Source organism: Spirosoma luteolum, from assembly GCF_054778875.1.
In genome coordinates this window covers 44,123-70,047 of sequence record NZ_BAAGZE010000003.1, presented here as the reverse complement: position 1 = coordinate 70,047, position 25,925 = coordinate 44,123, and the positions used below count along the sequence as shown (strand labels likewise).

Annotated in this window: 22 protein-coding genes; 12 read left to right on the top strand and 10 right to left on the bottom strand. The window is 56.0% G+C overall.

Annotation, left to right across the window (positions count from 1 at the left end):
* Positions 1–9: 9 nt before the first annotated feature.
* From ACYVAC_RS03120 to ACYVAC_RS03105, 4 genes are all read right to left on the bottom strand, one after another.
* Positions 10–888, bottom strand: coding sequence for a metallophosphoesterase family protein (locus ACYVAC_RS03120; protein ID WP_461096107.1), 879 nt, complete (start codon positions 886–888; stop codon positions 10–12).
* A complete protein-coding gene (locus tag ACYVAC_RS03115; protein ID WP_461096106.1) occupies positions 881–2,233 on the bottom strand; it encodes a sodium:solute symporter family transporter in 1,353 nt (450 codons plus the stop codon). The genes ACYVAC_RS03120 and ACYVAC_RS03115 overlap by 8 nt, the downstream gene beginning before the upstream one ends.
* A gap of 10 nt (positions 2,234–2,243) precedes the next feature.
* Positions 2,244–3,695, bottom strand: coding sequence for a SusD/RagB family nutrient-binding outer membrane lipoprotein (locus ACYVAC_RS03110; RefSeq protein ID WP_461096105.1), 1,452 nt, complete (start codon positions 3,693–3,695; stop codon positions 2,244–2,246).
* A gap of 69 nt (positions 3,696–3,764) precedes the next feature.
* A complete protein-coding gene (locus ACYVAC_RS03105) occupies positions 3,765–6,980 on the bottom strand; it encodes a SusC/RagA family TonB-linked outer membrane protein (RefSeq protein ID WP_461096104.1) in 3,216 nt (1,071 codons plus the stop codon).
* 433 nt (positions 6,981–7,413) lie between these two features.
* Between ACYVAC_RS03105 and ACYVAC_RS03100 the strand changes: the two genes are divergently transcribed.
* The 5 genes from ACYVAC_RS03100 (at position 7,414) to atpH (ending at position 10,493) form a co-directional block, all read left to right on the top strand.
* Positions 7,414–7,776: a hypothetical protein gene (locus tag ACYVAC_RS03100; protein ID WP_461096103.1), complete on the top strand. Its 363-nt coding sequence runs from the start codon at positions 7,414–7,416 to the stop codon at positions 7,774–7,776.
* 19 nt (positions 7,777–7,795) lie between these two features.
* Entirely contained in the window at positions 7,796–8,902 is a 1,107-nt protein-coding gene (gene atpB, locus ACYVAC_RS03095) for a F0F1 ATP synthase subunit A (protein ID WP_461096102.1), read from the top strand.
* A gap of 54 nt (positions 8,903–8,956) precedes the next feature.
* Positions 8,957–9,205, top strand: a complete 249-nt coding sequence (gene atpE, locus ACYVAC_RS03090) for an ATP synthase F0 subunit C (RefSeq protein WP_461096999.1) — start codon at positions 8,957–8,959, stop codon at positions 9,203–9,205.
* A gap of 244 nt (positions 9,206–9,449) precedes the next feature.
* Positions 9,450–9,944, top strand: a complete 495-nt coding sequence (atpF, locus tag ACYVAC_RS03085) for a F0F1 ATP synthase subunit B (protein ID WP_461096101.1) — start codon at positions 9,450–9,452, stop codon at positions 9,942–9,944.
* Between the two features lie 6 nt (positions 9,945–9,950).
* Positions 9,951–10,493 carry an ATP synthase F1 subunit delta gene (atpH, locus tag ACYVAC_RS03080; protein WP_461096100.1) on the top strand — a complete coding sequence of 181 codons (543 nt, stop codon included), beginning with the start codon at positions 9,951–9,953 and terminating at the stop codon, positions 10,491–10,493.
* 64 nt (positions 10,494–10,557) lie between these two features.
* Here atpH and ACYVAC_RS03075 read toward each other — a convergent pair whose 3' ends face one another.
* Genes ACYVAC_RS03075 through ACYVAC_RS03065 form a run of 3 tightly spaced genes read right to left on the bottom strand, consistent with a single transcriptional unit; the run spans position 10,558 to position 12,583 of the window.
* Positions 10,558–11,481, bottom strand: a complete 924-nt coding sequence (locus ACYVAC_RS03075) for a serine hydrolase (RefSeq protein WP_461096099.1) — start codon at positions 11,479–11,481, stop codon at positions 10,558–10,560.
* A complete protein-coding gene (locus ACYVAC_RS03070; protein ID WP_461096098.1) occupies positions 11,478–11,933 on the bottom strand; it encodes a GNAT family N-acetyltransferase in 456 nt (151 codons plus the stop codon). Before ACYVAC_RS03070 ends, ACYVAC_RS03075 begins: the two co-directional genes overlap by 4 nt.
* A complete protein-coding gene (locus ACYVAC_RS03065) occupies positions 11,933–12,583 on the bottom strand; it encodes an oxidoreductase (RefSeq protein WP_461096097.1) in 651 nt (216 codons plus the stop codon). Before ACYVAC_RS03065 ends, ACYVAC_RS03070 begins: the two co-directional genes overlap by 1 nt.
* 74 nt (positions 12,584–12,657) lie before the next feature.
* Here ACYVAC_RS03065 and ACYVAC_RS03060 point away from each other — a divergent pair, with 74 nt between their 5' ends.
* The 7 genes from ACYVAC_RS03060 to ACYVAC_RS03030 all read left to right on the top strand — a co-directional run bounded on the left by ACYVAC_RS03060 (position 12,658) and on the right by ACYVAC_RS03030 (position 22,396).
* Positions 12,658–15,189 carry a TonB-dependent receptor plug domain-containing protein gene (locus tag ACYVAC_RS03060; protein WP_461096096.1) on the top strand — a complete coding sequence of 844 codons (2,532 nt, stop codon included), beginning with the start codon at positions 12,658–12,660 and terminating at the stop codon, positions 15,187–15,189.
* A 205-nt stretch (positions 15,190–15,394) separates the two neighbouring features.
* Complete coding sequence (locus ACYVAC_RS03055) at positions 15,395–16,192, top strand: WecB/TagA/CpsF family glycosyltransferase (RefSeq protein WP_461096095.1); 798 nt, start codon at positions 15,395–15,397, stop codon at positions 16,190–16,192.
* A gap of 758 nt (positions 16,193–16,950) precedes the next feature.
* The gene (locus ACYVAC_RS03050; protein ID WP_461096094.1) at positions 16,951–17,748 is read left to right on the top strand and encodes a WecB/TagA/CpsF family glycosyltransferase; all 798 of its coding nucleotides are present in this window, start codon (positions 16,951–16,953) and stop codon (positions 17,746–17,748) included.
* Positions 17,738–18,691: a glycosyltransferase gene (locus ACYVAC_RS03045; protein ID WP_461096093.1), complete on the top strand. Its 954-nt coding sequence runs from the start codon at positions 17,738–17,740 to the stop codon at positions 18,689–18,691. The genes ACYVAC_RS03050 and ACYVAC_RS03045 overlap by 11 nt, the downstream gene beginning before the upstream one ends.
* Positions 18,692–18,789: 98 nt before the next feature.
* Positions 18,790–19,692, top strand: a complete 903-nt coding sequence (locus ACYVAC_RS03040; RefSeq protein ID WP_461096092.1) for a glycosyltransferase — start codon at positions 18,790–18,792, stop codon at positions 19,690–19,692.
* Positions 19,693–19,704: 12 nt separating this feature from the next.
* Positions 19,705–21,189 carry a capsule assembly Wzi family protein gene (locus ACYVAC_RS03035; RefSeq protein WP_461096091.1) on the top strand — a complete coding sequence of 495 codons (1,485 nt, stop codon included), beginning with the start codon at positions 19,705–19,707 and terminating at the stop codon, positions 21,187–21,189.
* Positions 21,190–21,202: 13 nt separating this feature from the next.
* The gene (locus ACYVAC_RS03030; RefSeq protein ID WP_461096090.1) at positions 21,203–22,396 is read left to right on the top strand and encodes a glycosyltransferase family 4 protein; all 1,194 of its coding nucleotides are present in this window, start codon (positions 21,203–21,205) and stop codon (positions 22,394–22,396) included.
* On the opposite strand, the gene ACYVAC_RS03025 is transcribed toward ACYVAC_RS03030, so the two are convergent.
* From ACYVAC_RS03025 to ACYVAC_RS03015, 3 genes are read right to left on the bottom strand one after another with little or no spacing between them, the layout of a single operon-like run.
* Positions 22,383–23,267 (bottom strand): glycosyltransferase family 2 protein, encoded by an 885-nt coding sequence (locus ACYVAC_RS03025; RefSeq protein WP_461096089.1) that lies wholly within the window; start codon positions 23,265–23,267, stop codon positions 22,383–22,385. The genes ACYVAC_RS03030 and ACYVAC_RS03025 overlap by 14 nt on opposite strands.
* 4 nt (positions 23,268–23,271) lie before the next feature.
* Complete coding sequence (locus tag ACYVAC_RS03020; RefSeq protein WP_461096088.1) at positions 23,272–24,615, bottom strand: O-antigen polymerase; 1,344 nt, start codon at positions 24,613–24,615, stop codon at positions 23,272–23,274.
* A 26-nt stretch (positions 24,616–24,641) separates the two neighbouring features.
* Positions 24,642–25,922 (bottom strand): MATE family efflux transporter, encoded by a 1,281-nt coding sequence (locus tag ACYVAC_RS03015; protein ID WP_461096087.1) that lies wholly within the window; start codon positions 25,920–25,922, stop codon positions 24,642–24,644.
* Between the last annotated feature and the right edge of the window lie 3 nt (positions 25,923–25,925).

Here is a 25,925-nt window from a genome sequence, read left to right as displayed (position 1 = left end):
GCCCTGTCTTTAGCGAACGGGCTGGGCTATGCCGGCCTGGTCGAGGGCGATGGGCTGGCCCTGTAGCGCCTTTTCGGCGTCGGGCAGAATCTCACAGTTGTCCCACAGGCCCGTTACCAGCGTTTGGGCGTAGGAGTCGGGCAGGTGGCTGGCGTGCATTCGTTGCTGCGCCGTGTGGTGGTCATACGTGAAGGCGTGGAAGCGGTACGTCAGCTCCCCGTTGGCGTCGTCGAGCAGCATATACCACACGCGGGGCGTTCCGTCGTTGGCCGGCATGCCAATCACCCCGGCGTTGAGCCAGTACTGATCGCCCTGTCCATCACGAACCCGCCTGTCGGCAAAAGGAAGCCCCGCGTGTCCGGCCAGCACCACATCGGCGCCGGTAGCGGCCAGGCTGGCGGCTTTTACCGACCAGGGCGTCGAGGCAAACACAAACTCGGCGATGCCGGTAGCCGCCCCATGCAGCACCGTCACGCGTTTGCCCGCGTACCGAAACGACAGGTGCAGGGGCAGGGTGCTCAGCCAGCGCACCGATTCGGCCGACAGCGTTTGTACGGCGTAGGGAAACCAGGTGCGCGAAAACAGGTCGCACCGCCCGCCTTCCGCGAAATTGCAGCCGCAGTCGTCTTCACCCCGGATAATGTTCTGCTCCACGTTGCCCTGAATGGCATGGATGCCCCAGCTTTTCACCAACTGCACCGATTCGTCGGGCTGGGCGCAGTAGCCCACGATGTCGCCGGTACAGATGATCTGGTCGGGGGCCAGGCCGAGTTCATCGGCCAGGATGCGAAGCGATTCGAGCGCCTGCAGGTTGGAGTAAGGGCCACCGAACACGAGCAGTTTACCGCTGCGGGTGCCGAGGTCCCGGGTGTCGGAACGATCAGTCATGCGGCTTGGGGGCGAACAGCGCACTGCCCGCAAAAACCAGGAAACAGAATCCTGTGGTGATGAGGTTCACGCTGAGCAGCGATCCGTATTTCCCATCGCCCAGCCGCCAGGTGTCGGGCAATGGGAAAAAGGTCAGGAAACCACCCAGTAGCAGTCCGCCCACCACCGACAGGTGGAACGCCAGACGCGGGACGGGCACCCGCCAGCACAGAAAAACCGGTGCCAGCCCCAGCACCAGCGTACCGCTGATGGTGGTGGCCGACAGAATGGCCGGATCGAAAAAAACCGGAATGGTGCCGAGCACTGTCAGTACCACCATGGCCCACCGACCCCGCCTGACGCTCGGCACGGCGGCCCGGCTCAGGTCGATGCTGATCAGTTTGGAAAACGACGCCATGGCCGAGTCGAGGGTCGACGAAGCCGAAGTAACCATAATGAGGTTCATCAGCAGCAGCATCGGCACCCCGAAGTAGCGGGCCACGGCCACCGGGGCTTCGCCCGTCAGGGCGTTGAGTTTGGCGAAAATGCCGACGAAGCTGAAAAAGATGATGCACAGCGAACCGATGGCCCCCGCCCAGAGGTAGGCTTTAAGGGTGGTGCGCGTGTCGGCGATGAAGCCCCGGTCGGTCAGTACAGGGTCGTGGAAGGGGTAGCTGAAACACTGCACCAGCGCCACCAGCAGCAGATCGACGCCCTGATTCAGGTCCCAGCGGCCACTGGTTACAAAGGGCGTCAGGCTACCCCCGTAGTGTGGCATAATGAACCCCAGAATTACCGTAAGCAGAATCACGAAAAGCGACAGCTGAATCACGTCGGTCATGATCGAACTGCTCATACCGCCTTTGAGCGTATAGGCCAGCGTGAGCAGCGTAAACACGATGATGGCCACGTAGTAATCGGTCGAGCCCTGCGCCCCGAAATAAGAGCCGATCACGATGGTGTTCGACCAGATTTCGTTATAGAGTCGGATCATGATGAGCCCCGTGAATACCACCACCGCACTCGCCCCGAATTTCGACTCCAGAAACTGGTGGATGCTGCGGTAGCCGCCTTTGTTGCGCATCGATACGATCACAAACCCCGCCACCAGAAACGACAGGTAATAGCCGGCGTAGGCCACGCCCCCCACCAGTCCGAAGCTGTGGCCCAGGTTGGCGGCATTGGTGATCGACTTGGCAAACAGCCAGGAAATCACCAGGCTGCTGGTCAGGAAAAGGGTGTTGGGCGTTCGCTCGTGGCGGGCACCCCGGAAAAACTCGGGAACGGTGCGGGCCAGGGGCGACACAAAAAACAGCGTAATGCTGGAGGCCAGCACCAGCGCCCATTGCCATAGGGTTGTAGTCATGCGGGAACGGTTAGCGGGTAGCCCACCAAACGGGTACGTTGATGCTGTTGCGCTGGGTTTTGTCGGCGGCTTTCTGGTACTGCACGGCGTTCAGGGCGCTTTCGGTGCCGGGGTAGGGCATCCGCACCGGAATAAGCCCAGTATTAAGGCTGGCCGAAATGGGTTTCAGCCGCGGAAAGCCCGTCCGCCGGTACTCGGTCCAGCCTTCGTAGGCGTTATTGAGGTTGCCCAGCCATTTCTGCGTCAGAATCTGCTGAATCGGGTTTTGCCCGTTCTGCCCGTACGCGACGGCGCTGCTGCTCAGGTACGCAGCCGGCAGCGCGGTGCCCCAGTACTCGAATGCCTGCGTAATGCCCCGTTCGTACAGGTCTTTGGCCTGGCCTGTAACCAGCCCCCGTTCGGCAGCTTCGGCCAGCCAGAAACTTGTTTCGTAGGCCGTCATGTAGTTGGCATACAGGCGATCCGAGTTCTCCCGGAAGATGGTGCCCGTCAACGAATAGTCGGCCACCGAGATCGAGAGCTTTGAGGCATCCGGTCCGTTGAGCAGGCCCCTGTAGGTGCCTGGTTTGGCCGCCGTCGGGCGGAAATACACCCCAACGCGCGGATCATTCAGACTGGCGAGCAGCTCCTGACTGGTCAGCGACATGATAAACAGGTTGTAGTCGCCGATGCGGGCTGTAGACATGCGGAAGTTGTTGGGCTGCGACAGCGAGAACCGATACACGGCATTGTCGGCGTTGGCTTTGATGTAGTTGCCATCTGTCACCACTTTCTGCAGGGCCTCTTTCACGTTGACCTTTCCCGAGATACGCATCAGGGCTTTGATCTTCAGGGAATTGGCAAACAGAATCCACTTGCTGCGGTTGCCGTTGTACAGAATGTCGCCGTCGAGGGCGGTCGCACCTTTGTAGGCATTGATGGCGGTAATGCCCTTGTCGAGGTTGTCGAGGATGCCGCCAGGCGCGGTGTAAATCGATTCCTGCGTGTCGTAGGCGGGGGTGATAACGCCCCCTTTACCCTGCAGGGCTTCGCTGTAAGGAACGTCGCCGTAGAGGTCGGTAAGGGCGGCCGCCATATAGGCTTTCAGGATGAGCGCCGGTCCTTCATACACCCCGAACGCCAGATTGGCACGCGACTTCTGCAGCAGAATCTCGTTGTCGCGCAGGTTGGTGTAGATAAACGGCCAGGGGTTGCCGCCGTATTGCGGCTCGCTCAGGCTGTGCCGGTCGAAGAGGTTGAAGTCGATGGCCGTGAAGTACTGTCCCAGCAGGTTACCCGCCACGAAGGCTTCGTACGACATCTGCTCGCCATAGTCGAACAGAATCTTGCGGAACAGCAGCGACGGCTGCACATCCACGGGCGCGTTGGGGTTGGTGTTGATGTCCTGAAAATTCTCCGTGCAGCCGGGCAATACACTCGTCAGCGCCAGCAGCAGGAGGGTACTATATAGAATCCGTTTCATGATTGTCGGTTGGTTACCAGTTGGCATTCCGATGGTCCGGCATCCCGGTGGTCTGGTCGTTCGAATGCCCTAGAAATTCACGCTTAGTTTCACCCCGATGTTTCGCGAGGTCGGATAGGTCATGTCTTCGACGCCCGTCTGCAGCTGATTCTGCTGAAACGAGGTTTGCTCGGGGTCGAAGTGCGGGATGTGCGACAGCGCCAGCAGGTTGCGTCCCACCAGGGCCACCGTCAGGCGCTGCATACCCAGTTTGCGGGCCAGCCCCGTCGATGCGGGCAGGGTATAGCCGATGCTCATCTCCCGCAGCTTCACGTACGATGCATTGTAGGTGTTGTTTTCCTCGTTGTTGCGGTCGTAGTACATGCGGTAATAGGTTTCGGCCGGAATGGCTTTGGTGTTGGGCTGGTAGTTTGGGTTGTCGGCGGTGCCGGTGTTCACCACGCCGTTGGCCACAATACCGGCGTCGGGCCGGTCGGCGGTTTCGATTAGCTGCCCTGCCACGCCGGCCAGTGCCAGGGTGCGCGACACCAGGATGCCGCCCTGCCGCCAGTCGAGCAGGAAGCCCAGACTCCAGTTCCGGACGCTCAGCTGGTTCGACAGCCCCACCATGAAGTCGGGGTTGTAGTTGCCCAGTTTCTTCAGCGTGTTGTCGGCGATGTACTGGCCGTTGCTGCCCACGATAAACTCGCCCTGGGCGTTGCGCAGGTAACCCGTGCCCCACATGTCGCCCATGCGGTCGCCCTGCCGCACCTGGTACCAGACGGTCTGGTTCACGTTGTCGTAGATGCGGTTGTAACCCAGTGTCAGCGTGCCGGCCTCGTCGGGCAGCGATACCACGTGGGTGCGGTTGCGACTAAAATTCAGCCCTACCGTCCAGCGCACCTGGCTGGTCTGGATGGGCGTGGCGGTTACCACGGCTTCGATGCCCTGCGACCGCACTTCCCCCCCATTGATGACCCGTTCGCTGTAACCCGTCGGGATGGCGATGGGCAGCGACAGAATCTGGTTGCGGGTTCGGGCGTCATAGTACGTCAGGTCGATGCCCAGCCGGTCGTTCAGGAAACGTACATCGGCCCCCACCTCTACCGACCGGATCGACTCCGGTTTCAGGTTGGTGTTGGCAATGGTACTCTGGTCGCTGAAGGCCGGCTGCGAGAAAACGGGGTTGCGGGCGTTGAATACCCCCGTGGTCTGGTAGGGACTGGTGTCGTTGCCGACGCTGGCCACGCTGGCCCGCACTTTGGCAAACGATACCAGCGCCGGCAGCCGGAACTGGTTCGACAGCACCCAGCTGGCCGACACCGACGGGTAGAAAAAAGCCGTATTGGCCGTCGAGGCAGGCGTAGCCAGCGCACTCGACCAGTCGTTGCGGCCCGTAATGTCTACAAACAGCAGGTCTTTATAACCCAGTTTGGCCAGCGCATAGAGGCTGTTGATGCGTTTGCGGGCGCTTTGCTGGTAAACCTCCACCGGCGAGGCCGCGTTGTTGAGCTTGAACACGCCCGGCTGCGCCAGCGTCAGCGCCTGGTACTGATCGAACGACGCCAGCTGATCCATGCGGTTGCCGCCGGCCGAGAGATCGAGCGAGAGCGGCCCCAGGCTGCGGGTGTAGTTCAGCAGAAAGTCGGTGTTGATTTCGCGAAAGAACACGGCGTTTTCGGCGTAGGCCCCACTCTTGAACCGGTTGCTGCTGAAGGCCCGCCGGAACTGCCGCCCTTCGCTCGAGTAGTCCATGCCGCTGCGCACCATCAGCGTCAGGTTGGTGGCCAGCTCGCCCGTTACGGCCACATTGCCGATGAGCCGGTCGCGGTTAAACGAATTGCGGTTTTCGTAGAGCGTGAAGTACGGGTTGTCGAAGTAAGTATAGTTATACGAAAACTGCTGAATGCCCTCCAGTCCCGGCTGCCAGTACTGTTTCATGGGATTCACGTCGGTTTGTCGGCCCAGCCACGCGCTCAGGGCATAATTGATGTTTTCCGAGCCGTATTTGGTGGCGGGGCGGTTGTCGCTGCCGGTGTTGATGTAGTTGATCGACGCGCTGAACTTCAGCCGCCGGATGGGTTCGAACTGCAGGCGGGCGGCCAGCGTTTTGCGTTTCAGGTCGACGCCCGGAATGGTCGACCGACTGTTCAGGTCGGTGTACGAAAGCCGGTAGCTGCCCTTGTCGTAGCTGCCCGAAATCGCCAGGTTGTTGATGGCGGTATGGCCCGTCTGGTAGAAGTTTTTCAGGTTGTCGGGGTGCGATACGAAGGGGGTAGGGGTAATGGGCAGACCACTGTACACGTAGGTGTCGGCTCCGCGCACTACCCGGCCGTCGGGCAGGGAGACGGGGCTGTCGTACTGCGGAATCAGTAGACCCGCGTCGAGTTTGGGGCCATAGCTGTACGAGATATTATCGTTGATCCCTCCGCCCAAACCGTTGACGTACTTAAACGCACCACTGTTGCCCTGTCCATACTGGTTCTGGAACCGGGGAAGCTGGAACGGCCGCTCGGTGTAGAACGTGCTGTTGAAACTCACACCAATGCCTTTGCCCGCCGACGAGCCATCTTTGGTCGTGATCAGGATAACCCCGTTGGCCGCGCGGGTGCCGTAGAGAGCAGCTGCACCGGGCCCTTTCAGCACCGATACCGTGGCCACGTCGTCGGGGTTGATATCCATCGCGCCGTTGCCGAAGTCGATTTCCTGAAAGCCGTTGGCATCGTCGTTGACCCGATTGACGACCGTGGCGTTGTTGATCAGAATCCCGTCGACCACAAACAGCGGATTGTTGTTTGTAAACGACGATTCGCCCCGTATAATGATGCGCGACGACGAGCCCACGCCTGTCGATCCCGAGGTAATCATTACGCCGGCCACCTTGCCCGACAGGTTGTCGAGAAAGTTGGGCGCTTTCACCTCACTGAGCTGCCGGCTGTCGACTTTCTGAATGGCGTAGCCCAGGCTCCGGGCGTTGCGTTCCAGACCAAGGGCCGTCACGACCACTTCGTTGAGCGAGACACCTGCCACCAGTTCGACGGTCAGGTCGGTTTGGCCTGTGTAGGGTATGTCCTGGGCTTTATAGCCGAGGTACGAAAAAGCCAGCACATCGCCCGGTTTAAGGCTGGCCAGCGTGAAGGTACCCGCGGCATTGGTCAGGGCGCCCGCCTGCGTGCGCCTGACCTGTACAGTAGCGCCGGGAATGGGTTGCTGGGACGCCTGATCGATAACGCGCCCGGTTAGTTTCTGGGCGGAAACCGCCAGTGATGCGCATGAAAAAAAGACAAGTAGTAGGAGTGGCCGCATAGACGGGTGGTTAGTTGAAAAAAAACGGTTGGTACAGACGGGATGAGCCGCTAACCAGGAACGGCACGCGTGACGAGGTAACTGGCCGGACAGCTAGGGCGATCGATGGATGACGCGGGAATGACTGGGCAGACAACTCCGTGTAGAGGGTGGAGCAGAGCCCCGCATGGATAGGCACGAAAAGCAAAACTACGCAGGTCGGTGTAATAAATCGATTGGGCTGGTTCACTAAATAGTCGGCTGGTGACATCGGATAGGGGCCTGCGCCCTGCCCGCGCCAACTGTCGCTACGCACCTACATACGCAGCGGAGGCCGGTGCCGATTGCTTTTTTTGCCGGGCGGTGGTGGGCCGGCTGTGCAGGCGGGGCTGGAAGTTAGAAATATCCTGCTGACCTTTGCAGGCTGAAACGCCTTTAAGGGGCGCAAGGGCTTATGATTCGACTCCTCCTCTTCACATTCATACTGGCAATTGTACTTTTCGTAGCCGAACAATATATGGGCGTTTCCTGGCTGCATCCGCGCTGGCCGGTTATGCTGGGCTTCTATCTGTGCCTCGGCTTTCTGGGCGAACGGCTGGTGAGCATTGGTTTACAGGGTAATCGCGAGCATCTGGTCGCGTTCCTGCTGGGGGTAACGGTGGTGCATATGGTGGCAGCCCTGGCCTTCGCCGGTTTTTTTCTCTACCGCCACATCCCCGACCGGCGGACGTTCATCATTAACTTTCTTGTACTATATATATGTTACAGGGGTTTTGAGATTTGGACGATGAACCGTAACTTGCGACGCGATTCATAAAATCGGTCGATTACATCATATGATGCGTTCATTATATAAAAAAGTTCTGGTTGCTACGGCGCTAATTCTGAGCTCGTTAGTATCGGTGCAGGCGCAGGAGGGTCATGAAGGCCATCAGGCTGCTGAAGCCCATGCCCCGGCCAAGGCTGGTAAGTTCGATGTGGGTTCGATGATCATGCACCACATCAAAGATGATCACGGCTGGGAGTTTGCCCACGGCGTTACGCTGCCCCTGCCCGTTATTCTGTACTCGGCCGATCGGGGTGTCGAGGTGTTCTCGTCGGCCCGGCTCGCCCACGACGAGGTGTACAACGGCTACAAAAACGTACACGGTAAAATTCACCGCGTAACGGCCACGGGTGCCGTCGACGAGGAAGCCAAAGTGTATGACTTCTCGATCACCAAAAACGTAGCATCGCTGCTGCTGAGCGCCGTTATCATTCTGACGCTGTTCTCGGCCGTGACCAAAGGCTACGCCAAAAACAAAGGCCGCGCTCCGAAAGGTATTCAGTCGGCGCTGGAGCCCATCATCCTGTTCGTTCGCGACGAGATTGCCAAGCCCAGCATCGGCCCCAAATACACGAAGTACCTGCCGTACCTGCTGACGTTGTTTTTCTTTATTCTGATCAACAACCTGCTGGGGCTGCTGCCCGGCGCGGCCAACCTGACCGGCAACATCGCCGTAACGCTCGTGCTGGCCACGATCACGTTTCTGATCGTCAACTTCAGCGGTAACAAGCACTACTGGCTGCACCTGGTGAAGCCCACGGGTGTCCCTATCCCGTTGCTGCTGATCATGATTCCGGTCGAGATCGTGGGTGTGTTCATGAAGCCCATTTCGCTGATGGTCCGGCTTTTCGCCAACATCACCGCCGGCCACATCATTATTCTGAGTCTGCTGGGGCTGATCTTCATGGCCAACGCCATGGGTGGTACCCTGACCAGCTGGGCTATCAGTCCGGTTGTGCTGTTCTTCTCGCTCTTCCTCAACCTGATCGAGCTGCTGGTTGCGTTTCTGCAGGCGTTTATTTTCACCTTGCTGACGGCCATGTATATCGGCAGTGCGGTTGAAGAGCACCACGAAGCCGACCACGGCATCGGGTACGAAGGTGCCGAAGCGCACTAATTTTTTTCTATTGCAATCTTTTGTTTCACGTTTAATAAATCAATCATGTTCGCAATGTTGTTTGGTCTGCTGCTGGAAGCCACGGGTAGCATTTCTGTATTTGGTGCTGCTATCGGCGCTGGTCTTGCTGCTATCGGTGCCGGTATGGGTATCGGTCGTATCGGCGGTAGCGCTATGGAAGGTATTGCCCGTCAGCCCGAAGCGGCTGGTCGGATCCAGACCGCCATGCTGATCATCGCAGCTCTGATCGAGGCCGTTGCCCTGTTCGCAGCTGTTATCTGTCTGCTGGTTGCTACGGCTTAATCGCCCGGCAACAGCAGTCGACACCAACGGGACTGGCTGGTTGCAGTAGGCACCGGCACAAACAGTCCGAATGAGTATCCGAAAAACGTCCATCGGTTTGGGGTAGCCGGCCGATGGACGTTCTTCAACAAAAGATTGAGCAGGACCGGTCATACGGCCGCGCCTGCACCAAGCGCATACAAGCCTGACGGCCCCCGGTCGTTGGTTCACAATCGAAACGTCAACCATCGAATTTCATACATAAATGGACTTACTTACTCCCGATCTTGGCTTGCTTTTCTGGCAGGTGGTGGTGTTCCTCGGCCTGTTTTTCATTCTGCGTAAACTAGCCTGGGGTCCCATTACGTCGAGCCTGACCGAACGTGAGAACAACATTCAGAGCGCCCTCGACCTGGCCGAAAAAACCCGGGTTGAAATGGTAGCCCTCAAAGCCGACAACGAAAAACTGCTGGCCCAGGCGCGGCAGGAGCGCGAAGCCATTCTGCGCGGTGCCAAAGAAACGGCCGACAAAATGCTGGCCGACACCCGCGAACGGGCCGACGCTGAAGGCAAACGGCTGCTGGAGCAGGCCCGCGAAACGATGAACAACGAACGGCAGGCCCTCGTCCAGCAGATGAAGAAGGAAGTCGTTACGCTCTCGCTCGATATCGCCGAGAAAGTGCTGCGCAAAGAACTGAGCGACAAGTCGTCTCAGGAAAAACTCGTCAGCGATCTGGTTGCCAACTCACGTTTAAACTAACCGACAATGGCTGTTGCTACAGTAGCTTCCCGCTACGCTAAGTCGTTGCTGGATCTGGCGAAAGAACAGAACGTGCTGGATGCCATGCACACCGACATGCTGTTCTTCCGCGATACGCTTGCCCAAAACCGGCAGCTGGCGCTTATTCTGAAAAACCCCATCGTGCGGGCCGAAAAGAAAAACGCCATCGTAGAGCAGGTGTTTGCTAAACGGTTCAGCCCCCTGACGATGGCCTTCTTCAAGATCATCGCCAACAAGAACCGGGAGGCCATCATCGGTGCTATTGCCGACGAATTCATTGCCCAGTATGACCGTTTGAAAGGAGTCGACCGGGCCACGATCATCACCACCGTGCCCCTCACCGAGGAGCAGCGGACCATCTTCAAAAACATGGTATCGAAGGCCATGGGTGGCAAATCGGTGGCGCTCGACGAGAAGATCGATTCCAGCCTGATCGGCGGCTACGTGCTGCGGATGGGCGACCGTCAGGTCGACGGATCGATTCGCAACCAGCTGAGCGAAATGAAACTGAAGTTTCTGAACAACTAGGCTCCGTCCAGTTGCCTCATACCGGGCGCGGCTGATTCCTTACGGAGTCAGCCGCGCTTTTGTTTTACCACCACTTCTCATAGCCGGGTGCTGGTTTCCAGGTCGATTTAGGTTCGAAATGGTGCCAAAGTAGTGCCGATACCGTGCGGAGCAGGGCGAAGCCTTCGTTCGTGCGCTCCCAGCTCTGGTCGACCTGGTTTTTGGTCATTACGCAGTACACATACTCACCGTGGGGCGCGTGAACGAGCACGACTTCCGACCGGGCCTGGTTGACAGCCCCGTTCTTGCAGGCTGTTTTTATCTCGGGGGGCAGCTGCGACAGCCCATCGTTATCCCAGTACTGCCGGCCTAAATTTCGGTACATCTCATCGCTGGCGTCGGGGCTGACGGCTTTACCCGACCGGATATACACGAGCAGGTCGGCCAGTTCGCGGGGCGTCGACACCCCCCAGCCGTAGCGGGCCTGGAAAGTCGCCCGACCGGGGGTGCGCGAATTTACCCGTGTCTGATGAAACCCATTGGTGGCGAGCCAGTCGTTGATGGCCGTGCCGCCCCCCGCCAGCGCCTGACACCACAGACTGGCGGTATTGTCGCTCACGGTTTCCATCAGCATCACCACCTCGCTCAGCGGCAGTTTGGCCCCGTCTTTCAGCGATCCCGTAATGCCATCGTCGTAGTGCAGCGAATCGCGGTAAACCAGTGGCTGATCGTAGCGCAGCGCACCGGCGTGGATTTTGGCGAACAGGCCGCACTGGATCGGAATCTTCACCGTACTGGCCGTGGGAAAGAGCGTGTCGGCGTCGATGGCGACGGTTTCGCCGGTGCGCAGGTTACGCACGTAGATACCTACCTGCCCGCGGAAGCCGGTCAGGGCCTGCCGCAGCTGCTGCTCGAGCCGGCTGGGTTTGGGGGCAGCCGCCGGAGGGCGGGGTAGGGCGGTAGCGCTGAGGGTGCCGGCCAGCAGCAGGCCGGTAAGCAAACGAATCATAACGGAGCTGATTTGACGAGTTTGAGATGGGTAGCCACAAACCCCTGCGCTTCGTAAAAAGCCGTGGCGTCGGTACGCCGGCGGTTGGTGGTGACTTCGAGACTGAGCCAGTGCCGGGCCTGGGGCAGCGCCAGCAGGCTGTCGAGCAGCAGCCGGCCCACCGCCTGCCGCCGGTAGTCGGGCCGCACGAACAGCTCCTGAATTTCGGCAACGGGCCCGGTATGGTGGAGCAGGTATTGCACATGGCAGCTGACAAAGCCCACCGGCACGCCCCTGTCGATGGCCACCAGGTAGCTGATGGCGGGGTTGGCCAGATTGCGCGCCAGCACCGCCAGAAACGCCTGCGGATCCAGTACCGTGTCTTCGAGGACGCAGAGAAAACTGTAGAGTACCGGCCCATCGGCGGGCCGGGCCGGTCGTACCGTCAGTGGGGCAGGGGGCGGGCCGTTCATCAGAAGCCCTGCAGCACATCCGATTCGAACACGTGCCGGCCTGTGAGCGACTGCTGCGCCGTTTTGAGCATGGCACTGGCCACCCGCGACGCATCGATGCCTTTGTACTTGGCCGGAATAAGCGGATTGAGCAGCCGCATGGCACTCTCGGCCAGCCGTTCGCCCAGCCGCGACTCGTGGCGCTCGCCCAGCAGCAGCGACGGTCGGTAGATCAGCAGGGTAGGGTAGTCGAGAGCCGCCAGGTCGCGTTCGATTTCGCCTTTCACCCGGTTGTAGAAAAACGACGAGTCGGGATCGGCCCCCATCGATGTGACAATGGCGTACTGGGTCGCTCCGGCCTGCCGGGCCAGCCGGGCCGCGTCGAGCGGATACTGGTAGTCGACTTTCTGAAACGCACCCTTCGAACCGGCTTTCTTCATGGTCGTGCCAAGGCAGCAGAACGCATCATCGACGGGGTCGGTCAGCGGGGCCGGCGCGTCGAAGTCGACCAGTTGTTCGCGGAGCCGGGGATGGCTCCAGCCAAGCGGACGACGGACCAGCACGGTAACCGTCTCATAGTAAGCCGAATCGAGCAGCCGGTGGGTTAGCAGATCGCCAATCAGGCCCGTTGCGCCAACGACAAGGGCTTTTTTGAGGGGACGATTGGTCATAGGTTGGAAGGGATTTTTGCTAATTTAGGCGATCCGGTACATAACCCGTACACCACACCCCTAATTCTGATTGCATGCTTCGCCCAGCGCGTGTGCTGCTGACCGCCCTCGTCAGCGCCTTTACCCTCGCGGCTTTTGTGCCCGCCGATGACTTTCTGCAGCTGGTCGTCGACCGACTAACCGCCCACACCCGGCACCTGCCCACCGAAAAAGTATACGTACACACCGATCGCGATGTGTACCTGCCCGCCGAAACGATCTGGATGAAAGGCTACGTAGTCAACGGCATCAACCACGAAGCCGATACGCTGAGCCGTGTGCTGTATGTCGACCTGATCGACGCCCAGCCGCAGACCACCGTGGCCCGGACCACCGTGGCCCCGATCATTGTGGCCCGGCTCCAGCTGAAAGCGACCGGCGGTTACGCACCGGGGCAGCTCACCCTGCCCGATTCGCTGCCTGCCGGCACCTACGTGTTGCAGGCCTACACCGGCTACATGCGTAATTACCCGGCCGACTATTACTACCGCAAAGCCATTACGGTGCTGCCCGCCGACGAGTCGGCCCGCCGGGCGGGGGCTCCGGGCGAGCCGGAGGGAACCCCCGACGTGCAGTTTATGCCCGAAGGCGGTTATCTGGTCAGCGGCATCGAAAGCCGGGTGGCCTTCAAGGTAACCGACCGGCGGGGCTACGGCCTGCCGGTGAGCGGTTTTGTGATCGACAGCCGCAACGATACGCTGACCGGCTTCGAAAGCATCCACAACGGGATGGGCTTTTTTGTGCTCAAACCCGAAGCGGGGCAAACCTACCGGGCGTTCGCGCGCGTCGGCGATGGGCCGTTGCAGCCCTATCCGCTGCCGGCCGCCCTGGCCACCGGTGTCAGCCTGCAGGTCGATAACGTGAGCAGCCGCCAGCATGTGCGGGTGTACATCCGGCATAACCGCCCGGCCGGAACCTGGATGCTGACCCTGCTGGCGCAGTCGCGGGGCCGACCCGAGCAGAGTGCCCAGATTCCGCTGAGCCGCAGCCAGTCCGTGCTGACCCTGCCCCGCGAAACGCTTTTCGAAGGCATCACCCAGCTGACCCTGTTCGACGAAAATCGCCAGCCCGTGTGCGAGCGCCTGATCTACGTGGATCGGGGCGGGCGCCTGCGCGTAAGCGTCCAGACCGATAAACGGGTCTACAAACCCCGCGAACGCGTGGGCCTGACCATCACCACCACCGACACCGCGGGCCGACCTGTACCGGCCAACCTCTCGCTGGCCGTTGTTGACGGGCAGCAGCTGCCTGAGCCCGACTCCGGCGCGGCCACGCTGGTGTCGCACCTGCTGCTGAGTGCCGACCTCACCGGCTTTATCGAACAACCCGGCTATTATTTCGAATCGACGAGTCCCGAGCGGTGGCGGCACCTCGACCTGTTGCTGATGACGCAGGGGTGGCGCCGGTTTGTGTGGGCCGATGTACTGGCCGGTAAACTCCCTCCGGTGGTGTATCCCATCGAAGGGGGGCTGTCGCTGACGGGGCGGGTGCAGCGCAGTGGCCAGCGCGAAACCGGCGGACCGGTCAACCTGAGTTTCTTCGTGAGTCACCGCGACAGCACCCGCGATTTCATGACCGGCCAAACCGATGCCACAGGGGCATTTAGCGCTTACAACCTGGACTTTACCGATACCACCATGGTGCTGATTCAGGCCATTAAAGGTAAGTACAACCGGGACCTGACCGTATCGCTCGATCAGTTGCTGACACCCACCGTGCGGCTGCTGCGGGTACCCTACAATCCCGTCGACATCAGCCGGGCCGAACTGGCGGAACTGCGCCGGCGCATGGGCGAGTACCTGGCCATCGAGCGGCAGATTCGCCAGAACCGCGAAATCCTGCTCAAATCGGTGACCGTCAAAGCCAAACGGGCCGACCCGCTGGCGTCGCGCCGGATCTACGGCGCCCCCGATGCATCGGTGGTGTTCGACGACCGGAATACGGCCGGACGTATCTCAATTCTGGACGTGATTCAGGGGCGGGTAGCAGGCGTGCAGGTAACGGGGTCGGGTTTCAACGCCCGGGTGCAGATTCGCGGAGCCGTGAATTTCGGGGGCGCTATCGAGCCGCTGTTCGTACTCGACGGCATGCCGGTCGATCTGCAGACCATCAATTCGATCTCGGTGCAAGATGTCGATCGGGTCGATGTGCTCAAGGGGGCTTCGGCGGCCATCTACGGCTCGCAGGGAGCCGGCGGTGTTATTGCTGTACTGACCAAACGGGGTAGTTCGGGCGAGGTGGTGCGGGGCCCCGCGCCGGGTACGCTCGTGGCCAAACTACCCGGTTATGCCCCCGTTCGGGAGTTCTACGCGCCCCGCTACGAGCAATCAGCCACAAACCCGGAGCGGCCCGGCCAGGACAGGCCCGGCCAGAATAGGCCCGGCCCAGAGAGGCCTGACTATCGGGCTACGCTGCACTGGGCCCCGCTGATCCAGACGGGAACCGACGGGCGGGTAACGGTAACGTTCTGGACATCGGATGCCCGTACCCGGCTGCGGCTGCGGGCCGAAGGGGCCACCACCGGGGGGCTTCCCGGCAGTGTGGGTGCACAGGTGCGGGTCGAGTAGGTGGGGCTGATGGGGCTACAGCGAAGCCAGTCAACTGTTGTGTATCCGGTACATAGGAAAGGGAAACAAGAAGGCTACGTAAACGGCCGGTGGTCCGATTTTTGTCTGGGTTCAGGCAGCAGAATTGCTTAAGTACTTCTGCTTAGTTCATTGTCTGTTTAGACCCTGATCATCCGTTTACCGCCCGTTACCTGCCTGAACACCTATGCAAACCATATCCTCTCTGCCGCTGTCCGATCGGCCAGTGTCTACCATGACGGGCGATAAAGCCCGGCTGATCAGCCTTGATCTGTACACCGGTTCGCGTGAGTCCCTGCTGCGCGCGATCATGCAGGCCGCCCGCCGTCGGGAGTCGCGGGGCGTGTGCTTTGCCAACGTGCCGCTCGTGGTGGCCGCCCAGCGCGACCCGGCCGTAGCAGCCGCCGTTAACAGGGTCGACTGGATCACGGCCGACGGGGTGCCGCTGACCTGGGCCATGCGGGCCCTCTATGGTTTCCGGCCCGAGCGGATTGCCGGCATGGCCGCCACCGACACCCTGCTTCGGCTGGCCGCACAGCAGCAGATTCCGGTTTTCTTCTACGGATCGACGCCCGAGGTGCACCAGCGTACCTGGCAGCTGTGCCGGGTCATGTACCCGACCCTGTCCATTGTGGGCATGGTGGCGCCCCCGTTCCGACCGGCTACCCCGGCCGAAGACGAGGCTATCATTGCCGACATCACGGCGTCGGGGGCGGGGCTGGTGTTTGTTTCGCTGGGGTGCCCGGAAAAAGAGCTTTGGATTGCCCGGATGCAGGATCGCATTCCGGCGGTGCTGCTGGGCGTGGGGGGCGCCCTGCCCGTGCTGGCCGGCTACCGCGCCCGTGCCCCCCGGCTCATTCAGCAGGCGGGACTGGAGTGGCTGTTCCGGCTGGTACAGGCCCCCAGCCGACTCGGCCGGCGGTATGCGTTTACCAACCCGCTCTTCGGCTATTACCTGCTCCGGCAATGGCTGACCGGCCATTGAGCTACCCCGCCAGCGTGTACTGTGTTTGCCTGGATACTACCCCGCAGCGCCGGTCGCTGCGGTTTTTTTGTGCCCGTTGGGTAGGGGAGCGAAAGCGCCCGAACTGACCAGTAGGGCCGGCATCGGGTTACCGTTTACACACATTCGAAATTTTTTTCAGGCGCCGGCGGCCCTGATTTCGGACGCCGTACACTAAAAATTCCGGTTTGAAATCCCTTTTTCAGGAGGACTTTTTTTGTGACTTTTTTTGGGGTGCTATGTACCAGGTGACTGCCTATGGTTACGAAACCGAAAAAGCGTTCACAAGAAAAATGGGCAGTATAAACGAGGCAATAAATAATTGGATTGTTTACTTTGTTAGGGCTTGATAATCAGTACGATACGTAGAGACAGGTTGTCATGGGTCGCACGGCCGGGGTCTAAATCCCGACGCGTTTTTTTTGCTATATTTGAGTTGCGCTTGCTGCGCCAGCCCCGATTGGCAGGCCTGGCAGCCTCCGTTTAGTTGCTACTATCCACCCCCTGCGTATGTCGTCTACCGCTACGTTTTCTTCTCGTTTCGATCAACGCGCTGGCATTCAGCCGCTGTGGCCCCGGCCCGATCAAACCCTACCGTACCGACCGCTGTAACCGCGCCCGTTCCCGAACACGGCCCCGGTGCAGCAGCCCGTTTGCCAGGCGCGTAGCCTGCTGCCGGCCATGTCGTGTGCCCCCTGCTCCGCCCGACTTCACTACGTCTGTCTGACTCACCCTGCTCCATGCTAACTGCTCCATCCGTTTCTGCTCAACACCAGCGCGCATCGGTGCTGGCCCTGCGGCTGTCGCTGGGTACCTACCACGCTGTTCAGGAAGCACTGGTCGAGGCTGCCCGCCGGCGCGAAGCCCGCTCGGTTTGCTTCGCCAATGTTCACATGACTGTCGAGGCTACCCAGGACCCCCGCTTTGCCGAGGCCGTCAACGGAGCCGACTGGGTGCTGACCGATGGCATGCCGCTGACCTGGTTCATTAACCGCCAATACGGTATCCGGCAGGAACGCGTGGCCGGGATCGACATGCTACCTGATCTGGTGCGCCGGGCGGCCGAAACCGGGCTGTCGGTGTTTTTCTTCGGCTCCACGCCCGAGGTGCTGGACCAGACCGTAGCCGTGTGCCGGGCGCGTCATCCGCAGCTGACCATTGCCGGTACGCTGTCGCCCCCGTTCCGCCCCCTGACCGACGCCGAAGATGAGGCCATGGCGGCCACCATTCGCGCGTCGGGGGCACAGCTGGTATTTGTGGCGCTGGGCTGCCCCCGGCAGGAATACTGGATGGCCCGCATGCGCCACCGCATCCCGGCCGTGCTGCTGGGTATCGGCGGGGCCCTGCCCATTCTGGCCGGCACCGTCAGCCGATCGCCGGGCTGGATGCAGCGCAACGGGCTCGAATGGGTGTACCGGCTGGCCATGGAGCCGCGCCGACTGTTTCGCCGGTACGCTGTCACCAATACGCTTTTTGTGTTAAAAGCCGGCCGGCAACTGCTGGCTGGCCGGCCGTCCTATCCAACCTATGAACCCTGATCAACCCATTACGCCCTCGCCGGAACTGGCCCCCATCGTGCTGTTTGCCTACCGGCGACCGGCCGAACTGGCCCGTACGCTGGCGGCCCTGCGGGCCAATCCGCTGGCCGCCCAAAGTGAACTGTATGTGTTTGTCGACGGCCCCCGGCACACCTTCGATATGCCCAAGGTAAAGGCCGTACAACAGCTTGTCGACGCGCTGGATGGTTTCCACACCATTCACCGGCACTACGCCGGCCGAAACCGGGGCCTGGCCGCATCGGTCATTGCCGGTGTCTCGCAGGTGATGGCCGAACACGGCCGCGCCATCGTGCTCGAGGATGACCTGGTCACCAGCCCCAATTTCCTCGACTTCATGAACCAGGGCCTGCGGCAGTACCAGCACCAGCCCCGGGTGTTTTCCCTGACGGGGTACACCTTTGCCTTCGACCGCCCCGCCAACTACCCGCACGATGCCTATCTCTTCCCCCGTACCGGCTCCTGGGGCTGGGCCACCTGGGCCGACCGCTGGGCATCGGTCGACTGGGCGGTGAGCGATTACGACGCGTTTCTGGCCGACCGCAGCCGCGTGCAGGCCTTCCAGCAGTACGGCAGCGACCGGCTGAAGATGCTTAAACGCTGGCGCATGGGCGAGATCGACTCCTGGGCCATCCGGTTCTGCTACGCCGAAGCCCGCCAGAACGGCCTCACGGTGTACCCCACCACCTCCAAGGTCGATAACATTGGCTTTACCGGTGAATCGACCAATACGCATGGGTACAACCGCTACCGTACCCGGCTCGATACCGGCACCCAGCAGGTGTTCAGCCTGCCCGACGACATGACCTGCCTGCCCCACTACGTGCAGCACATGCGCTGGAAATTCAGCTTACCCGTGCGGGCGGCTAACCGCCTGCTGACGCACGCCCTGAAAGCCCAGCGCTGGATGGGAAAATCCGACTGACCAGACCAGCCGTACCGTTTTGCTTCCTCTTTTTGCCACACCATAAATAGCTAAAAAAATGACCCATAATGCATTCATCGCAACCTGTACCCGTAACTATGCCAGCACCCATCGCCTTATTCGCCTACAAGCGGGCGGCCGAACTGCAGCGGACGATCAAGGCCCTGCAGGCCAATTACCTGGCCGCTGCCAGTGATCTGTACGTGTTTGTCGATGGGCCCCGCCGGCCCGCCGACGAAGCCAAAGTAGCCGAGGTGCGGGCGCTGGCCCGGCAGATCACGGGCTTTCGCTCGGTGACGCTGCACCTGAACGACGCCAATGCCGGCTGCGCCAGCGCCATCATCACGGGCGTATCGACGGTGCTGGCCGCCCACGACCGGGTGATCGTGGTGGAAGACGATATCGTGACCACGCCCAACTTTCTGGATTTCATCAACCAGGGGCTGGACCAGTACCGGGATCACCCGCGCATCTTCTCGATCGGGGGCTACACCTTCCCGTTTGCCCGACCGGCCGGCTATACCGACGATGCCTACGTCTATGGCCGCACCTGCGCCTGGGGCTGGGGCATCTGGGCCGACCGCTGGGCCAATACCGACTGGGCCATTTCCGATTTCGACCAGTTCATGGCTGATCCGGCCCAGCGCCGGGCATTCAATAAGTACGGCAGCGACCGGGTGCGAATGCTGCGCCGGGCCGTGCAAGGTGAGATCGAAGCCTGGGACATCCGGTTGTGTTACGCGCAGTTCAAGCGCCGGCAGCTGACCCTGTACCCAACCGTATCCAAGGTAAACAACATCGGCTTTGAGTCTGGTGAGGGTGTAAACACCAATGTGTATAACCGCTACCAGACCACGCAGGACGAGGGTACCCAGCGCCAGTTTCAGCTGGCGGCCGATCCGGCCGAACACCCGCTTTATACCCGCCAGTTTCAGCAGCAGTTCAGTTTGCCGGTGCGGGTCATCAACCGCCTGAGAACCGTAGTCGGCATACGTTCCTAACGCCTTACCGCTTTGATCAACCGCTACCGATCCTTCCTGATGGCACTGCTGCTGGTACGCACCGCCAGTGGGCAGGCCATTCCCGATACCACCACCCGTCCCCGCGCGTTGTTCGTGGAAGTGGGGGGGCTGGCCGCCACCAGCCAGCAAACGCCTTTCTGGCTCCGCAGCCGCCAGTATGGCACCATACCCCTCGATAACCCAGCCGGGCTGGTCCGGCTGGGGGGCGTGCTGAACCGCGATCTGACAAGTCAACCCCAGGGGCTGCGGCTCAAGCTGGGTGCTGAAATGGTGGGGCAGGCGGCACCTTCGGGCGGGCGGCTGCTGTTGCCGGAGGCCTATGCCCAGCTGCGGCTGGGGCGGTTCGAGCTGTATGCAGGCCGTCGGCGGGAGGTGTTTGGGCTGGTCGATACACTGCTGAGTTCGGGCTCTTATGCCTGGTCGGGCAATGCGCTGCCGCTGCCGAAGGTGCAGCTGGGTACGGCGGGCTTTGTACCGCTGGGATTTACCCGGGGCGTGGTGGCCATCAACGCGCTGTATGCCCACGGCTGGTTTGGCCGGGCCGATTCGGTGCAGGGGTCGTTCCTGCACCAGAAAGCCTTATTTGCACGACTAAGCCTGTTGAAACACCGATTACGCCTATACGCCGGGGCGACGCACTACGCCCAATGGGGGGGGCGACGACAGGCCGGTACGCTGGCAAAAGACGGTACATTGCCCGGCTCGCTCAGCGACTACTGGCAGGTGATTCGGGCGGCTGAACCCCCGGCGGCCGATTCCGCTAAGTATGTGCAGATCGACCGGCTAAACCGGGTTGGCAATCACCTGGGTTCCATCGATGTAGCCCTCGAATGGTTGGGGGAGCGCAGCCAGTGGCTGGCCTATTACCAGCACCCTTACGAAGATAAATCGGGTGTGGCTTTTCAGAACCTGCCCGATGGCCTCTACGGTATCCGCTGGAAGCCAAACAGTTCGGCCGTTACCGGTTTCCAGTTTCGGCAACTGACACTGGAATTGCTGTTGACAACCGATCAGGGTGGTTTTGATATTAAAACAGGTAGCCGGCTGTACGACGGAGCCGATGATTATTTCAACAACTACCAGTATTCGGATGGCTGGACCTATCGGCAGCGCGTGGTCGGTACTCCGTTTCTGACCCGCACGGTGGATGCCCGGCCGGAACTGCGGGATGTAAAAGGGGGCTTTGGCCCTATCATGATCAGCAATAACCGGGTGAAGGTATTGCATGTGGGGCTGCTGGGGGGCTGGCCTTCAGGGACTCAGGTTCGGGCGTTGCTGTCCGTGGGTCAGAATTATGGGCGTCCCATTCAGTCAGACCCTCGATTACCTAAAAATCAGTTTTCGGGACTACTGGCCACTTCATTGCCGGTAAACTGGCTGCGCAACGCCAGTGTGAATTTATCTGTTGCCCTCGATCAGGGCGGCTGGCTCCCGGCAAGCGTTGGTGGAGCTGCCAGCTTACGCGTAAACATTTAGTAGTCAGTAAATCATGCGCATTTTATTCGTTCACAACTACTACCAGCAGCGAGGGGGAGAAGATGGGGTATTTGAGCAGGAAGTAAGCTCACTGCGCGAAAACGGCCATGCAGTCGAAACGGTAGAGTTCACTAATGAAAGTTTCGATGGCTCATTGATCGGTAATCTGCTGGGGGCCGTGAAATCGCTGTACAACAGTCAGTCGGCCCGCCGGGTTGAGCAGGCCATCGACACGTTTCAGCCCGACATCGTACACATCCATAACCTGTTTTACGAAGCCTCTCCCTCAGTTATTCGGGCGGCCAAACGACGGGGTATACCAGTCGTCATGACGCTACATAATTACCGGCTGGTGTGTAACAGTGGCATGTTGTCACGGGCCGAGCAGGTTCCCTGCGAGCGGTGCCTGACCAAAACCATTCCACTGGCAGGTATAAGGTACGGCTGTTTCCGTGATTCACGCATCCAGTCCACTCAACTGACAGCTATCACGAGTTTGCACAAACTGACCGGCTTATGGCGAAGTGTTGACCGATACATTGTACTGACTGAATTTGCCCGTAAAAAGATACTGGATTCGTCGCTCAACCTGCGACCTGAGCAGGTGGTTGTGAAACCGAATGCGGTGCCTGACCTCGGTTACAGTGGTCCAGAGCAAAGGGAGGACTTCTTTTTGTATATAGGCCGTTTATCATTTGAGAAAGGAATAAAGGTTCTATTGGAAGCAGCCAAATCCCAGATCTTTAAGTTGGTTATTGCAGGGGATGGGCCCTTTCGAGAGGAGGTAGAGCAGGTTGCGAATCAATACACAAACGTGACGTACGTTGGAAAACTTGACAGGCAGGCGGGAATAGACATGATGAAACGCGCAAAAGCAATTCTAGTGCCTTCGATTTGGTATGAAGGACTGCCAACGACAATACTAGAGGCTTTTTCTACAGGTACTTTTGTAATAGCTTCTGACCAAGAAAACTTTAGGGGGATTTTAGACAACGGCAAGCTCGGTTTGTTATTTAGATTAAACAGTTCTGATGATTTAGTAGATAAAATACTTGCGATCAAGCAAAATAAAAATTTGCCTGATTGCGGTCTTAGAGAAGGGTATGAGTGTAAATACACTCAGCAAGCAATAACAGAAAAAGCCAATCTGATTTATAATTCTCTTTTGTTAAATAAGGTTGATATGAATCAAACTATGCATTCCTAATTTTACGGATAGCAAAACCAGTAAGCATTCTTAATACGTCTAAAATAAAATAAACTATTTTAGTTTTGGTATGACTCAGAGCAAACCTCAACCTTGGCTTTAGGTGGGTAGATGACCGTATAGAAAAGAATCCTCTTATGAATTTTGCTGTGGAAATGTTAGTTTGAACCGGAAGGCCGGAAGCATCAACAAATTCAGTAACGATGCTATTGGTACTAACATAAACACCAATGCCCGACTTCTTTGCTCGAACAGAAAATTCTATGTCACCGAGATAATGAGGGTAGTTTAAATGGTCAAACAAGCCTATTTTTTGAATTACATCAAATGGAATGAGAGTGCCTCTTCCTGGTAAACTATCACTGTTGAGATATTTCGTGTTTTTCTTAATATTTGAGACTCTGTTGGCAAATAATTCTTTAGCATAATCTGTTTCACCAGATAAATAAAGATTGATTTTTGTGCCTGCGTAAGTTAGTACAGAGCTATTATTGGAATCTACACTTATAGACCCAATAATAGAAAGGTCATTATTAATTGAGATATAAGTATCAATAAGATTTTTTAAATAGTCATTCGAAACTAAAGTGTCATTGTTTAGAGTGAGTATAAAATTTTTTTGATTTGACGGCGCTATAGACAGGGCATATTCTATCCCAAGGTTTGTAGCTCCTGTCCACCATAAGTCGCCATTTCCTCTCAATACTTTTACATCGGGAAATTCATAAGCTATAATCTGTGATGTCTTATCTGTAGAGCCATCATCGACTACAATTATTTTAAAGTTTTTAAATGTTTGATCTTTCAAACTTTTGAGACAATTAATCGTGTAGTTTACACGATTGTGTACAGGTATTACGATAAAAACCATAATGCTACGCTGTTATAATGTTTTTAGGTTTTTTTTGGGAAATTTTGTTGATGATGTAAAATAAAATTTTTAGATAAATCAGCATCAGCATTGCGCCAAAATATACATCTATTTGTCCAACGATGGACAAAACATTGTAAGAAAAGACCAAACACAAAAGCAAAAAATTTAATGTGTTGGTGGCTGTCATTATATTTTTGTTTACATAACTAAAAAAAAGACCCATCAAAAACATTATTAATATAGTAAAATATCCATAATCAAAATACAGTTCACTAATAATACCGGTTCTAATACCAAATTCTATTCCATATTCACGCATCCATATGTATGCACTTCCTGACTGCACGAGTTCATTTTTATCAAACCCAAGAAGCGATAACACGCTAGAATTAGTAAATGAGCCAACTGCACTTTTAATAAAGCTATAACCTTTTATATTCCCAGGCTCATATGTTTCAAAAGAATAAGCATAATCAGTATATTCAACACCAATAGGAAAGTTCTTTAATAATAAATCTATAGAACTTATATCTGCACCAGCAGCGCCCCTGAACACGGTGGCAGAAGAATATATAAGAATTAACACGACAGGTAAGATTAGTAGTACTTTATAATTAATTTTACCATATCTACTTTTATATAATGTGTACATTACCAGAGTAGACATTATGGTAATCATCACAATTACTCGGCGTCCATCTAGTAGACTTATAAAAGAAAAGGCAATGTAGAGAATTATATAAACATATTTTTTGCTAGCCAAATAAAAATATAAGCAGAGAAGGATGCTGAAGCCTATTAAAAATTTGTAATTATAAATTACTCCGTAATCTGATGTATACATTTCTGTTGTGAAATCTTTTCCTGCTATCAGAGGAATAAATCCCAGGTTTGTATAAATAGAGTAAATTAGCGCAACTGGATATGTGAAGAAAATAACTGTTATTATTGTAGGAATTTCTTCTTTTTTTGGAATACTGACATGGTTTACATTTTGCGAAAAATTTTCATGAAACAATATTCCTATGGTTAAAGCAATCAAACTGAGAAAATAAAACTGATCAGGACTAGAGTTGTCAATGTTTAATTTAGAATCGTTTAAAGCGGAAGCATTTAGAAAAACTACGCCACATAGATAATAAATATACCATGATATGAGGACAATTCTGTTGAGGAATTTTTTTACAAAATTTAGTAAGCATACAAATATAAATATCAATAAAAAAGTAAACTCAGTGATATTAAGTTCAAAGCTATATTGGTTAAACGCACTATCAATTGTCTCTCTTACTATTATTGCTAATATAAAAAGAAAGAGCGAAGTAATTCGAGCCGAAATTTCCATTTTCACAGTTTATGTTTATTGTTTACTTAGTTATGTGCTCTAATTGCTTTAACAACTTGTAGTGGAGCTACTATTATACCGTTTACGTTAGCTATAATAATTGCCATGAATAATCCAAAAATTCCAAAATTTAAGGTTATTGATAAGAAATGTGCCAGTGGCAGAAAAAAAAATATTGTTATAAGCGATAAGTAAAACTGTAATCCAATTTTGCTCAACCCGTTCAAGGTGTTTATAAATATAGACGAAAAACAAGCCGACAGCACAATTAGTAATACGCCTAAATTTATTGATGAAGAGACTTTGATTTTGCTGCTTGTCCACATTGAAATTACTTGATCTGCCGATATTAATATTACTACACCTAGTATACATGTGCAAAGCCAAGCCAGCATAAGTTTTTGTATTATATTTTTTATTCTTTTGAAATCGTTATTAGCTTTCGCATGTGTGACGGTACTCCATAATGGCGTTGTCAACAAACCGAAAAGAATTGAAATAGTACTAAACATTTTATATGAAATATTGAATTGAGTAACAAGTTCTGTTGAAAAAAACTTGCTAATTAAGATATTTGTGGTTTGATACTGAACAACGAATGCAACGTTTACAACGAAGAACTTCAATCCGAGCTCAGAGACGTTTGATAAATCTTTTAGATTAGGCAACTTGAATTTCTTTAATAAGTGATTTTGTTTTATTAACTGAATATAGAACAGAATCAACAGGACAATTAAATTAGACGAAACAACTGCTGTTCCTAAATATATGATAGACGGTTTTGTGTATTTTCTAAGAAAAAAAATAAATACAAGTCCTAATATATTTCCAAATAATAAGGCAAGCGATACGTTTTCAGGCTTTTGCTTTGCTAGTTGTATTGGATTATAAATTTGCAACACAAATTGAAGGGAAAAAAGTATTATTATAATATCAAAAAGCACTTTTATAGTTTCGTCATAACCAACATCGATACCTAAAAATGAAGACCAATGTATATTCTTAGAAAAGGTGTAGTATGTTATAACTACCATTGATCCAATAATCAAAAGAGCACACAGAGTGGTTTGAAATAGTTTTCTTTGTTCTTCAATATCATTTCTAGCTTCTGCTTCAGCAAATCTGTTCCTAAGTCCATTTCCAAAGCCAAGATCAAGAAGGTTGAACCAACTGAGAACAGAACTCAAGGTTAGCCATATACCATACTCATTTTTGTCAATGTAACTAAGTGTTAATGGCACGTATACCAAATTCACTAAGATACTTATAGCTTTTATTACAGCAGATATTAAAATGGATTTTCTCACAGC

What these genes read in the sequence shown, in the direction of transcription:
- ACYVAC_RS03120 (WP_461096107.1), bottom strand. Translation starts at nt 888, where the DNA reads ATGACTGATCGTTCCGACACCCGGGACCTCGGCACCCGCAGCGGTAAA.
- ACYVAC_RS03115 (WP_461096106.1), bottom strand. Translation starts at nt 2,233, where the DNA reads ATGACTACAACCCTATGGCAATGGGCGCTGGTGCTGGCCTCCAGCATT.
- ACYVAC_RS03110 (WP_461096105.1), bottom strand. Translation starts at nt 3,695, where the DNA reads ATGAAACGGATTCTATATAGTACCCTCCTGCTGCTGGCGCTGACGAGT.
- ACYVAC_RS03105 (WP_461096104.1), bottom strand. Translation starts at nt 6,980, where the DNA reads ATGCGGCCACTCCTACTACTTGTCTTTTTTTCATGCGCATCACTGGCG.
- ACYVAC_RS03100 (WP_461096103.1), top strand. Translation starts at nt 7,414, where the DNA reads ATGATTCGACTCCTCCTCTTCACATTCATACTGGCAATTGTACTTTTC.
- atpB (WP_461096102.1), top strand. Translation starts at nt 7,796, where the DNA reads ATGATGCGTTCATTATATAAAAAAGTTCTGGTTGCTACGGCGCTAATT.
- atpE (WP_461096999.1), top strand. Translation starts at nt 8,957, where the DNA reads ATGTTGTTTGGTCTGCTGCTGGAAGCCACGGGTAGCATTTCTGTATTT.
- atpF (WP_461096101.1), top strand. Translation starts at nt 9,450, where the DNA reads ATGGACTTACTTACTCCCGATCTTGGCTTGCTTTTCTGGCAGGTGGTG.
- atpH (WP_461096100.1), top strand. Translation starts at nt 9,951, where the DNA reads ATGGCTGTTGCTACAGTAGCTTCCCGCTACGCTAAGTCGTTGCTGGAT.
- ACYVAC_RS03075 (WP_461096099.1), bottom strand. Translation starts at nt 11,481, where the DNA reads ATGATTCGTTTGCTTACCGGCCTGCTGCTGGCCGGCACCCTCAGCGCT.
- ACYVAC_RS03070 (WP_461096098.1), bottom strand. Translation starts at nt 11,933, where the DNA reads ATGAACGGCCCGCCCCCTGCCCCACTGACGGTACGACCGGCCCGGCCC.
- ACYVAC_RS03065 (WP_461096097.1), bottom strand. Translation starts at nt 12,583, where the DNA reads ATGACCAATCGTCCCCTCAAAAAAGCCCTTGTCGTTGGCGCAACGGGC.
- ACYVAC_RS03060 (WP_461096096.1), top strand. Translation starts at nt 12,658, where the DNA reads ATGCTTCGCCCAGCGCGTGTGCTGCTGACCGCCCTCGTCAGCGCCTTT.
- ACYVAC_RS03055 (WP_461096095.1), top strand. Translation starts at nt 15,395, where the DNA reads ATGCAAACCATATCCTCTCTGCCGCTGTCCGATCGGCCAGTGTCTACC.
- ACYVAC_RS03050 (WP_461096094.1), top strand. Translation starts at nt 16,951, where the DNA reads ATGCTAACTGCTCCATCCGTTTCTGCTCAACACCAGCGCGCATCGGTG.
- ACYVAC_RS03045 (WP_461096093.1), top strand. Translation starts at nt 17,738, where the DNA reads ATGAACCCTGATCAACCCATTACGCCCTCGCCGGAACTGGCCCCCATC.
- ACYVAC_RS03040 (WP_461096092.1), top strand. Translation starts at nt 18,790, where the DNA reads ATGCCAGCACCCATCGCCTTATTCGCCTACAAGCGGGCGGCCGAACTG.
- ACYVAC_RS03030 (WP_461096090.1), top strand. Translation starts at nt 21,203, where the DNA reads ATGCGCATTTTATTCGTTCACAACTACTACCAGCAGCGAGGGGGAGAA.
- ACYVAC_RS03025 (WP_461096089.1), bottom strand. Translation starts at nt 23,267, where the DNA reads ATGGTTTTTATCGTAATACCTGTACACAATCGTGTAAACTACACGATT.
- ACYVAC_RS03020 (WP_461096088.1), bottom strand. Translation starts at nt 24,615, where the DNA reads ATGGAAATTTCGGCTCGAATTACTTCGCTCTTTCTTTTTATATTAGCA.